Source organism: Blautia sp. HA3515 (genome assembly GCF_059933065.1).
Map to the genome: position 1 here is coordinate 1 of NZ_JAYFUY010000111.1, position 10,760 is coordinate 10,760.

At 39.1% G+C, this 10,760-nt stretch carries 11 protein-coding genes and 4 pseudogenes; 14 read left to right on the forward strand and 1 reads right to left on the reverse strand.

Translation table 11 applies throughout. The annotated features are described in order from the left end of the window. The 14 genes and pseudogenes from R1Y93_RS09485 to R1Y93_RS09550 all read left to right on the forward strand — a co-directional run. Positions 1–146: pseudogene (locus R1Y93_RS09485) on the forward strand (MFS transporter); the annotation flags it as partial. Positions 147–496: 350 nt separating this feature from the next. Then, positions 497–1,300 carry a helix-turn-helix transcriptional regulator gene (locus R1Y93_RS09490; RefSeq protein ID WP_500822618.1) on the forward strand — a complete coding sequence of 268 codons (804 nt, stop codon included), beginning with the start codon at positions 497–499 and terminating at the stop codon, positions 1,298–1,300. Between the two features lie 163 nt (positions 1,301–1,463). Then, a pseudogene (locus R1Y93_RS09495) lies at positions 1,464–2,277 on the forward strand (HAD-IIA family hydrolase). 350 nt (positions 2,278–2,627) lie between these two features. Next, a complete protein-coding gene (gene tnpA / locus R1Y93_RS09500) occupies positions 2,628–3,104 on the forward strand; it encodes an IS200/IS605 family transposase (RefSeq protein ID WP_500822619.1) in 477 nt (158 codons plus the stop codon). 463 nt (positions 3,105–3,567) lie between these two features. Continuing rightward, a pseudogene (locus R1Y93_RS09505) lies at positions 3,568–3,738 on the forward strand (DUF4160 domain-containing protein); the annotation flags it as partial. A gap of 19 nt (positions 3,739–3,757) precedes the next feature. Then, positions 3,758–4,042, forward strand: coding sequence for a DUF2442 domain-containing protein (locus R1Y93_RS09510; RefSeq protein ID WP_500822620.1), 285 nt, complete (start codon positions 3,758–3,760; stop codon positions 4,040–4,042). Positions 4,043–4,107: 65 nt separating this feature from the next. Then, positions 4,108–4,410, forward strand: a complete 303-nt coding sequence (locus R1Y93_RS09515; RefSeq protein WP_500822626.1) for a DUF3791 domain-containing protein — start codon at positions 4,108–4,110, stop codon at positions 4,408–4,410. Positions 4,411–4,576: 166 nt separating this feature from the next. Beyond that, on the forward strand, positions 4,577–4,759 hold the full coding sequence (locus R1Y93_RS09520) for a hypothetical protein (RefSeq protein ID WP_158422360.1): 183 nt from the start codon (positions 4,577–4,579) through the stop codon (positions 4,757–4,759). Positions 4,760–4,880: 121 nt separating this feature from the next. Next, positions 4,881–5,219: a rhodanese-like domain-containing protein gene (locus R1Y93_RS09525; protein WP_500822621.1), complete on the forward strand. Its 339-nt coding sequence runs from the start codon at positions 4,881–4,883 to the stop codon at positions 5,217–5,219. 151 nt (positions 5,220–5,370) lie between these two features. Then, positions 5,371–5,917, forward strand: a pseudogene (gene yfcE, locus R1Y93_RS09530) (phosphodiesterase). Between the two features lie 24 nt (positions 5,918–5,941). Then, the gene (locus R1Y93_RS09535; protein ID WP_500822622.1) at positions 5,942–7,105 is read left to right on the forward strand and encodes a THUMP domain-containing class I SAM-dependent RNA methyltransferase; all 1,164 of its coding nucleotides are present in this window, start codon (positions 5,942–5,944) and stop codon (positions 7,103–7,105) included. Beyond that, a complete protein-coding gene (locus R1Y93_RS09540; protein WP_158422356.1) occupies positions 7,102–7,686 on the forward strand; it encodes an XTP/dITP diphosphatase in 585 nt (194 codons plus the stop codon). The genes R1Y93_RS09535 and R1Y93_RS09540 overlap by 4 nt, the downstream gene beginning before the upstream one ends. Beyond that, complete coding sequence (locus tag R1Y93_RS09545) at positions 7,683–8,162, forward strand: metallophosphoesterase (protein ID WP_500822623.1); 480 nt, start codon at positions 7,683–7,685, stop codon at positions 8,160–8,162. Before R1Y93_RS09540 ends, R1Y93_RS09545 begins: the two co-directional genes overlap by 4 nt. A gap of 28 nt (positions 8,163–8,190) precedes the next feature. Then, positions 8,191–8,985, forward strand: coding sequence for an NYN domain-containing protein (locus R1Y93_RS09550; RefSeq protein WP_500822624.1), 795 nt, complete (start codon positions 8,191–8,193; stop codon positions 8,983–8,985). Between the two features lie 325 nt (positions 8,986–9,310). Here R1Y93_RS09550 and R1Y93_RS09555 read toward each other — a convergent pair whose 3' ends face one another. Beyond that, on the reverse strand, positions 9,311–10,612 hold the full coding sequence (locus R1Y93_RS09555) for an IS30 family transposase (protein ID WP_500822625.1): 1,302 nt from the start codon (positions 10,610–10,612) through the stop codon (positions 9,311–9,313). Positions 10,613–10,760 lie beyond the last annotated feature (148 nt).

Here is a 10,760-nt window from a genome sequence, read left to right on the forward strand (position 1 = left end):
TTTATGTATCTTTGGCTTCCGTTAATCTTTGATGTATTGATTATGTTTGTACTTTCAAAAATGAATGTAGAAGATGCAAATAAAAAGCTGAAAGCAGAAAAAAAATTGCTACAGATGAAGTAACAGATGCATCGGACATAAATTAGAATTGACAGGAGAAAGCGTTGTCTGATCGTTGTTCGATGAGACAGTGCTTTTTCTATATATAAAGTGATAGAACTGTATTTTGAAAATAAAAAAGGACCACTTCATTTTTGTGAAATGGCCTTAAGAAAATATACAGTTTTCACAAAATAGTCCTTTTAGTATTTATACATGGTAAGGATGTTCAAAATATTCAGTGTAGAATACTAAAAGGTCATTCAGATATTTTTTTAGGTTGCTCATTTGCAATTCCTCCTTTCCTTATTTACAAGCTGATTATAAGATAGGTGTAAAAGAATTGCTTGCCAAATCGAAAGAAGATATAGACAAATGTTGCAAAGGGGAGTATTTCATGCAGTTAAAATATGTTGACACAAAAGAGGAGATTATAGCAATAAATAGGAAGTCAAAACATATTGAACCACATCTTCATAATGCACTGGAGATCGTTTGTGTAACAAGTGGATCATTAGAACTTGGTGTCGGACAGGAACTATACCATATGGAAAAAGGAGATATAGGCTTTGTATTTCCAGATGTTATTCATCACTATCAGGTACTGACACCCGGTGTAAATAAAGCGACTTATCTGATTGCATCGCCATTTACGATAGCCAAATTTGCAGATATTATGCAATCCATGGCTCCTGAATACCCAATCATCAAAGCGGAAAAGGTTGAACCGGAGGTATATAGGGTTATAAATGCAATTTTAGAGACAGAACAGTCGGATATTACTGTTGCACAGGCATATCTTCAAATTGTGTTGGTACGCTGCATAGGAAAATTAAATTTGGTAGAAAAGAGTAATGTGGGGAGCAACGATCTTATTTACCAGACAGTTTCCTATATATCAGCAAATTTTAAGAAGAAATTTTCGCTGGAAGAGATGGCAAAAGATCTGGGGGTGAGCAAATATGTTTTATCCAGAATACTCTTTTCCAAAACATTCCATAGAAACTTTAATCAATATCTTAACGATGCAAGGCTGAACTATGCATGCCAGCGTTTGGAAAATACGAGTGATTCTATTACAAACATTTGTCTGGATAGTGGATTTGAAAGTCAGAGAACATTTAACCGAGTATTTAAAGAAAGATATAAAATATCACCGAGTGATTATCGGAGTACTTGTGTGAAAGAGATGTTGTCATAAAAGGTTCTGTTGATAGAAATATTTACTTCGATTTCACAGTACTATGTATTTGATTTTTTGTGTGGATGATATAATATGAAAATATTTGTAGAAAATAGCACTTTATTTTATTATGAAAAGAGCAAGGTGTATTCTAAAAGAAGCAAAGAAAGGCAGGGCGCATATGAACATGAGAAAATCCATAATCGATTTTAATGAAAAAAAAGGATTCATCTGTGATATGGATGGTGTGATCTATCATGGCAATCAGATATTGCCAGGTGTTCCAGAATTCATCCAGTGGTTGCATGATGAAAGGAAAGAATATTTATTTTTGACAAATAATAGTGGATATACACCACGGGAATTAAATCAGAAACTGGCAAGGATGGGACTTGATGTGCCAGAAGAACATTTTTATACCAGCGCATTGGCAACAGCCGCTTTTTTAAAGGAACAGGCGGCAGGCTGTTCAGCATTTGTGATAGGAGAAGCCGGGGCTCTTAAATGCACTTTATGACGTTGGGATTACAATGAATGATGTAAATCCGGATTATGTTGTTGTGGGAGAGGGACGTTCCTATTCATTGGATACTTTAACGAAAGCAACAAATTTAGTTCTGAAAGGTGCAAAGCTGATCGGAGCAAACTCAGATGTTTCCGGACCGATTGAGAACGGCATTGCTCCTGCTTGTCGTGCATTGATTGCACCTATAGAAATGGCAACAGGTACACAGGCATATTTCTGTGGGAAACCGAATCCACTGATGATGAGAACAGGATTGAATATGCTTGGATGTCATTCAGCAGAAGCTGTAATGGTTGGGGATCGTATGGATACAGATGTGATTTCAGGAATGGAAAGTGGTATGTCTACTGTATTGGTTCTCTCTGGATGTTCAACGAAGGATACACTCAAAACTTATGCTTATCTTCCGACAATGGTATTGAATGGAGTGGGAGATATCGCCAGTATGGCAAAAGCAAAAGAGGAATAGTGTGATTAGGCAAATACCAAGAGGTAAAGTATATGATGAAGCTTGATAATTTTGTAGGAATGATGACAGGACATTTTGATAATAAGGATTAATTTAATAAGATGTAGGCAGAAGGGAAAACATATCCATATGCGGAACATGTAAATACAATCTGTAATGACAAAATAAACCTAAATTATTCACGGCAATGCCGTGAAAGTGGCTGAAAGCCACATAGTTGTATGGCAGAAAAATAAACCACCTGCTCGGCAGGTGGAGGGAGTAGCTTTAGCTTCAAGTAAAAAACCTCCTGTGATAATATAAAAGTGGGTCCGCAAAACTCACATAATATTATCAAGGAGGTATCCAAAATGGATAAGAACAGTTTAAGCCATACAACATGGGAATGCAAGTATCATTTAGTTTTTGCACCAAAATATTGTAGACAGGTAATATATGGACAAATAAAAGCAGATGTAGCAGAAATATTAAGTATGTTATGCAAAAGAAAAGGAATTGAAATAATAGAAGCAGAGTGCTGTAAAGATCACGTTCATATGTTAGTAAGAATACCACCTAAATATAGCGTATCAGAAATAATGGGGTATTTAAAAGGAAAGTCATCGCTCATGATATTTGAGAAACATGCAAATCTGAAATACAAGTATGGGAATCGCCATTTCTGGTGTCGAGGATACTATGTAGATACGGTAGGGAAAAATGCAAAGAAGATACAAGAATATATTCAGAATCAATTAAAAAATGATTTAGAATATGATCAGTTAACGTTAAATGAATACATAGACCCGTTTACGGGTGAGCCGGTAAAAAAAGGCAGAAAAAAATAAGCCTAAAAGGCTAAGCCGGTGGTTATGATTACCAACCCCGTCTGACAGATGCCATAATCGTAACTTCTGGAATTACTTTCTTATGAGCACCCGTGTAAGCAGCCGGGTGTTTCGATGGGGAGTATAAATAATTAAATGAAGGGGGAATAAACGGCATAGTTTGATGGAACGTGAAATGACGTAAATACACAGAAAATCGGGTGTTGAATTTTGCTGGGATTCATATCATATTTTGGACATGAAAGTGGAATAAGAGGGTAAAAGAAAACGAAGTCATATGAATAACAAAGAGAAATTTTTATCATATGATATGGCGCTTATTATGAAAAAATGGTACACTATAAAAAGCATTGGGAAAGGGGCGATGTTGTATATGCCAGAGATATCATTATTTTATGGGATTCGGGTAACTGATGTATTATAATGACCATATGCCGCCACATTTTCATGCGAGTACAATGGACATAAAGCATTAGTCGATATCAACAATATACAGGTAATAAAGGGGGCATTGCCCAATAAGCAATTACGATTGATACTGGCATGGTGTACGATTCACCAGGACGAATTGATGCAGAACTGGGAACTGTCAAAGGATATGAAGCCGTTGAACAGAATTAATCCGCTTATATAATATGTGGAGGTGAATGTTTATGAATGAGTATTTTCCTACAGTTGTGCAGGTGATTCCTTTGGATAATTTTCATGTACAGGTTTTCTTTGATGATGGAAAAATAGTTGATTATGATGCTGCAAATGATTTAAAGGCTGAGATTATGGCACCAATGAGGGATATTGAGAACTTCAAAAATGCTTGTACGGTAATGAATGGAACGCTTGCCTGGGATATTTCTGGTAAATGGGACGAAGCTGATTGCGTAGATATTGATCCATTTACATTGTATGAACTTGAGGGAATTAATAGTATGATAGCGTGAAATGCTGTCAGCCAGAAAAACTATTGAAAGACGATTACGTGACATGGAGAGAAGGAACATGAGTGATGAGTAAGGAATCCAATTTCTTAATTTACTGCATGGAACGGTACCGCCATTTTAAGGGACTTTCTGGCGATGATGTGGCAAAAACTTTTGAAAAATATGGTATTTATGAGTATATCACAAAGTATTTTAATTGCTGCATACAATGGGAGACCATTGCATTGTACAGGATGTCAAAGCTTAAGTATGCTGATAGAAGGGAGAAACAGAATAAAAGAAATATCCCGCAAACCCTTATAAATCCAAAGAGAAACACCCGGTGGGGGTGCCACCCGGGGGTTTCGAGGGGGAGTATAAATAATTAAATAAGGGGTTATGTAAAAAAAATTTTTGAAGGGTAAATTCTTTTTACAGATTAGATTATAATATAAAATGGAAAAAAAATCAATATCATTTTGACGAATATTCCGTCTGCTTTTGGAGATAATGAACAATGCAATGAAATTAATCTGCAACAGGAGGAAAGATTAAATGGCAAAGAATTATGAAAACGAAAGCAGAAACAGCAGAAGTTCTATAGGAAATGTAAATGGATCCAACCGAAATTCCAATAAAAACGCAATGGATACAAAGAACTGCAGAAATGCAAATACTTCTGATAAGAGTAAAAATAAAACAGAAGATGAATATGACCGGGAAGAAGACCGGTACTAAAACGGATTTTCTGATTTGGGATGCTGCCTGTGCAGCGTCCCTTTTTATATGATAAAGCAGAAACATGTGCACATTCTTTTTACATCCTGTATGCATATCATATAATAAAAAGGAGTTTCTTATGTTTCCCTTTGAAACAATGTCAGCAAAAATGCTGGATGATTATGTTGGACGCAAAGACGCATTGATCATAGATTTACGGGGACAAGAAGAATATGAAAAAAGTCATGTAAAGGGTGCATTAAATGTGCCTTATGAAAGATATATGGAAACAGGAAGCCTTTCCATGGAACTTTCAAAAGGAAAAATCCTTGTGTTTTACTGTGACCGTGGAGGTGCAAGCCTGAAGGTGGCAAAGGAACTGGCTGTAAAGGGCTACAGAACCAAGATCTGTGATTGGAGGATTCCCTGCATATCGGGGAAGAAACCTTGTAATTTCAGGCTAACCGTGATAATGTAAAAGAAAATACCGTAACTGTTCGGTACCCATACAGTTACACGATATCTTAAAAGATACTTATTAGTACAGTGAAAATTAAGGCAAGTCAATATGGTGGTTACTTAATATTTACTGTACTAGTTTAAAATATTTTTAATGAGGAGAATTTTTTATGAAATACATGTTTGCATCCGATATCCATGGTTCCGCATATTATTGCAGGAAAATGCTGGAAGCATACGAGAAAGAAGAAGCAGAGCGCCTGGTGCTGCTGGGCGATCTGCTTTATCATGGACCACGTAATGATCTTCCAAAGGAATATGCACCCAAGCAGGTAATTCCCATGCTGAATGAAATGAAAAACCAGATTTATGCAGTCAGAGGCAATTGTGAAGCTGAAGTTGATCAAATGGTACTGGAGTTCCCGGTTCTGGCAGACTATTGCATTTTAGCCATTGATGATCTGACCTTTTTTGCAACCCATGGGCACGTATATAATCAGGATCATCTTCCGCCACTGATGGCAGGCGATATTCTGATCCATGGTCATACACATGTACTGAAAGCAGAAAAAAGAGACGGATATATTCTATTGAATCCAGGTTCTGTTTCCATTCCAAAAGAAGGAAATCCGCCTACGTATGCGATATATGAGGACGGGATCTTTTCTATCCTGGGATTTTGAGGGAAATACAGTGAAAAGCCTGAAGCTTTCATAATCATCAGAAGAAAGGAATTTATCCATGGAAAAATTTGAATTGATCGCACCCTGCCATTTTGGATTAGAAGCAGTATTAAAAAGAGAAATCCTGGATCTTGGATATGAGATCAGCAAGGTGGAGGATGGAAAGGTTACTTTCCTGACCGATGCACAAGGCATCGCAGATGCCAATATTTTTTTGCGTACAACAGAAAGAATCCTCCTGAAGACAGGAGAAGTAAAAGCAGTTACCTTTGATGAACTTTTTGAGAAAACAAAAGCTATTCCCTGGGAAAAGTATATCCCAAAGGATGGGCGTTTCTGGGTGGCAAAAGCCAATTCTATTAAAAGCAAGCTTTTTAGTCCTTCGGATATTCAGTCCATTATGAAAAAAGCCATTGTAGAGCGTCTGAAGGAAGTATATCATATTTCCTGGTTCCCGGAAGACGGACCGGAATTTCCTATCAGGGTTTCTTTCATGAAGGATATTGCCACTATTGGAATTGATACATCCGGTATTTCCCTTCATAAACGGGGATATCGCCAGATGACGGTGAAAGCACCGATCACAGAGACACTGGCCAGTGCACTGATCCTTCTTACTCCCTGGAATAAGGACAGGATCCTGGTTGATCCATTTTGCGGCAGCGGTACATTTCCTATCGAGGCAGCGATGATCGCTGCAGATATAGCTCCAGGTATGAACCGGTCTTTTCTTGCAGAGCAGTGGAGGCATCTGGTGCCAAGAGGCTGCTGGTATCAGGCAAAGGAAGAAGCTATGGATCGGGTAAAAATGAATATAGAAACAGATATCCAGGGTTATGATATTGATCCGGAAGCCTTGAAAGCAGCCAGATCCAATGCAAAAATGGCGAAGGTTGACAAGCTGATCCATCTTCAGCAAAGACCTGTGTCACAGCTGCGTCATTCCAAGCCATACGGCTTTATTATTACAAATCCTCCTTATGGAGAAAGACTGGAGGAACGAGAAGCACTTCCGGCTATTTACAAAGATCTGGGAGAAAGCTTCCGCAATCTGGATAAGTGGTCCATGTATATGATCACTTCCTACGACAGGGCAGAAAACGATATAGGGCGGAAGGCAGATAAGAACAGAAAGATATATAATGGTATGCTTAAGACCTATTTTTATCAGTTCCTTGGGCCTAAGCCGCCAAGAAAAACAGAAAAGAAGGAGTCCCTATGAAAAAGATAATTTTTGCAACAGGTAATGCGGAAAAAATGAAGGAGATCCGGGAGATCCTTTCGGATGTGGACACAGAGATCCTTTCCATGAAGGAAGCAGGGATTTTTGCTGATATTGTAGAGGACGGAAAGACCTTTGAGGAAAATGCTGTCATTAAGGCAAAAGCCGTGTGTGCGTTATGCGGTGAGACGGTTCTGGCAGATGATTCAGGACTGGAGATTGATTATCTGAATAAAGAACCGGGAGTGTATTCTGCCAGATATATGGGAGAGGACACGGATTATCATATTAAGAATCACAGTCTGATCCAAAGACTGGAAGGAGTTCCTGATGAGCAGAGAACTGCAAGATTTGTATGTGCCATTGCAATGGCCTCTCCTGATGGCACCGTAAAAACAGTGCAGGGTACCATGGAAGGAAGGATTGGCTATGAGGAAAAAGGAGAAAACGGATTTGGATATGATCCCATCTTTTTCCTTCCGGAATATGGATGTACTTCTGCGGAACTTTCCATGGAAGAGAAAAACAAAATCAGTCACAGAGGAAAGGCTTTAAGAGCGATTAAGGACGAATTGAAATGAAAGTACTGATTGTCAGCGACACACATGGAAAGGATGAAAATCTGGAAGAAACAGTCCTGAGAGAAGCGCCTTTTGATTATTTTATCCATTGTGGGGACGTGGAAGGAAGAGAAATTTTCATGGAGGCTTTGGTAGAATGCCCTTGTACTATTGTTTCCGGTAATAATGATTTTTTCTCAAACCTTCCAAGAGAAGTGATAATCCAGCTGGAAGGGCACAGGATCCTGGTGACTCACGGACATTATTACGGGGTCAGTATGGGGCTCTATGGGATTTTAGATGAAGGAAAAGCCAGAGAATGTCAGATAGTATTGTTTGGTCATACTCACAGGCCTGTAGAGGAGATAGAAGAGGGGATTCTTCTGCTGAATCCGGGAAGCCTGTCCTATCCCCGCCAGGAAGGACGAAGGCCAAGTTATGCAGTAATAGAACTGCAGCCGGGGAAGGCACCGGTGGCAGAGATCAGATATCTTTAAACAAGCAGAAAATAGGAGGCAGTAATAAGTGGAAAAGCAGATCGCAGTATTGATCGATGGTGATAATATTTCTGCAAAGTATGCAGAATATATTAAACAGGAGGCAATGGAGTATGGAAATGTGCGGATTTTCAGACTGTATGGGTCTGTAAATTCACAGACAGTGAAGGCATGGTATAAGGTGATGCCCCTCCAGGGAATCATGCCAGTACTTCAGATTTCCTATGCATATGGGAAGAGTATTGCTGACCAGGCCTTGACCATTGATGCAATGGATCTGCTTTATACTGGCGGCGTAGATGTGTTCTGCATTGTGTCCAGTGACAGTGATTTCACAAAGCTGGTGTACAGACTTCGGGAAGCAGGTAAGACAGTGGTAGGCATGGGCGAAAAGAAAACGAAAGAGGCACTGGCAAAGGCTTGTGATGAGTTTAAGATCCTGGATCTGATCTATAAAGAAGCAGAAGAGGAAGAAACAGAGGAACAGGCGGAATTGCCTGAAGAAGCAGAAGAAGTCCAGCTTCCGGATGATGAGCAGGATGATCTTCCTCCTGAAGAAGCAGAAGAGGCAGCAGAGGAGATCAGTATTCCTTCTGAGGAGGAAGTGATTCAGTATATCATGGACTATCTGGATGAGGATGAGAATGTGAATCTTGCCGAGATTGGTGCTGTGCTGAAACAGAAATACCTGGGATTTGATGCCAGAAACTATGGATATAAGAGTATGACCAGTATGATCAAAAATCATTTTGACTGTTTTGATCTGATCATTGAAAATGCCAGAGATGGGATCCATAAGATCATGTATATCAGTAAGAAATAGTGGATTTTGTGCCTGTTTTCCTGGGAATTAAAAAAACTTCAAAAAAAGGTGAATTGAGAAGGTAAATTCCACTTTGCAGAGGTAAATTCTACTTTGCAGGATTAAATTCCATGTAAAACAGAAAAAGATGAATCTTGTATATGAAATCCCTAAGATCAGAGTTAAAATAAAGACAAAAGCTGTGGTTTTGGGGATTTTTTTGCATGCTGAGCGGAAGTCGAATTTACGTGTTGATTTTTTGGAGGGAGTAAATTCCACCTCTGGGGGATGTTCTGCGATGATGGCGGTAAAGAGTTTCCTGCCCAGCTTTTTAATAACTTTTAGTTTACTTTAGTAGTCCAGGACTAAGGAGGATTTCGTCTGCTGGAATTTTCTGCAGATGAAATGCTTCTAAAATTTTTCTGCCGTATTGAAATTCGAAAACTTCATAAGGACTTTTGTTCCCGAGCTTCTTCCGTGAGTAGGAGTTAATGTGACTCATCATAAGATCAATCTGTTCCTGTGAGTATTGTCCCAAGTCAGTCCCTTTTGGGATGACTCTTCGAATCATTTCGTGGTTGTTTTCACAGCTCCCTTTTTGATAAGGTGCGCTGGGATTACAATAGAACATCCTGGTTCGCAGATTTCCCTGCGCATCCAGTTCAATGGCAGAAGGATTTGAGAATTCACAGCCGTTATCCGCTAAAAGGATCGGGAAAAGTTCAATGAAAATGTCTGTTCTTAATTCCAGATATAGGCGGTTGAAAATGTCAATGACGGACTGTGAATCATTGCGCTGACGGAGAAATGCGAGCTGCAGTCCTTGCTCTACGAAATGGATGGTGAGAAGAACGGCACCTCCTTTTGTGCCTTCTACGGAGTCAAGCTGGCGAACAGCAGCATCGGGATGTTCTGCCAGGTACTTTTCAAAACAATGGAAATCACGTCCAATACGGCAGGATTTGTCAACTTTGAGTTTCTTAGAAACATTTTTTCTTGGACGTATACGTACAGTGCGCGGCATATCGATATTTCTTGCAGTGAAGAGCCCATTGTTTGTGTAAGTATATAGTGTTCTTTCTGACTTCATAAGTTCATTAGCATGATGTACCGCAATGTGATGAAGGGACTGACCTTTTTTGAGGAGAGGAGACACCACATCATCGAGTTGTTTAAGTTCTGCTTCGGAAAGGGCAAAGCCGGAGCGGGATTCACTTCTGACCTGTTCATATTCCTTCTGAGCATAAGATGCTTTATAAAGATGTTTTTCCAAAGAGCATCTGGTACGCTGTTGACAGCCATTGCAGACATAGGGAGGTTTTGAGAACTTAGGGCAAATATATTTTTCGTAAGAGATACAGGAAGAAGTACATTTGCCGCAGGTCCAACACAGTTTGTTATTTGAGTAGGAACAACGCTGACAAAATTTCTGAAGAGAACACTGATGCAGGAAGGCGACACGGCAGTCGTTAAAAGATCTGCCTAAAGCACCGGTTTTCTCGAAACAGATATGAGCTTTAATCTCTTTCGAAATGGTAGTGCAGTCTTTGTCGAGTTTTCTGGCAATAGACTTAAAACTATGGTGTTCGTTGAGTAAGGTTTCAATGAGGATTCTTGCTTCCAGATTTAAATGTTTTTGTTTATTCATAATGGTCTCCTTACCGCTGGGAGGAATCACCATGTTTGTATAAAGAATTATAAGGGAAAAATAAGAAGAATTAAATTCCACCTTTAGAAGAGCAATTCTTTGCAGGATTAAATTCTATAGAGGGGTGGAATTTAACTTTGCAAGTGAG

What these genes read in the sequence shown, in the direction of transcription:
- R1Y93_RS09490 (WP_500822618.1), top strand. Translation starts at nt 497, where the DNA reads ATGCAGTTAAAATATGTTGACACAAAAGAGGAGATTATAGCAATAAAT.
- tnpA (WP_500822619.1), top strand. Translation starts at nt 2,628, where the DNA reads ATGGATAAGAACAGTTTAAGCCATACAACATGGGAATGCAAGTATCAT.
- R1Y93_RS09510 (WP_500822620.1), top strand. Translation starts at nt 3,758, where the DNA reads ATGAATGAGTATTTTCCTACAGTTGTGCAGGTGATTCCTTTGGATAAT.
- R1Y93_RS09515 (WP_500822626.1), top strand. Translation starts at nt 4,108, where the DNA reads ATGAGTAAGGAATCCAATTTCTTAATTTACTGCATGGAACGGTACCGC.
- R1Y93_RS09520 (WP_158422360.1), top strand. Translation starts at nt 4,577, where the DNA reads ATGGCAAAGAATTATGAAAACGAAAGCAGAAACAGCAGAAGTTCTATA.
- R1Y93_RS09525 (WP_500822621.1), top strand. Translation starts at nt 4,881, where the DNA reads ATGTTTCCCTTTGAAACAATGTCAGCAAAAATGCTGGATGATTATGTT.
- R1Y93_RS09535 (WP_500822622.1), top strand. Translation starts at nt 5,942, where the DNA reads ATGGAAAAATTTGAATTGATCGCACCCTGCCATTTTGGATTAGAAGCA.
- R1Y93_RS09540 (WP_158422356.1), top strand. Translation starts at nt 7,102, where the DNA reads ATGAAAAAGATAATTTTTGCAACAGGTAATGCGGAAAAAATGAAGGAG.
- R1Y93_RS09545 (WP_500822623.1), top strand. Translation starts at nt 7,683, where the DNA reads ATGAAAGTACTGATTGTCAGCGACACACATGGAAAGGATGAAAATCTG.
- R1Y93_RS09555 (WP_500822625.1), bottom strand. Translation starts at nt 10,612, where the DNA reads ATGAATAAACAAAAACATTTAAATCTGGAAGCAAGAATCCTCATTGAA.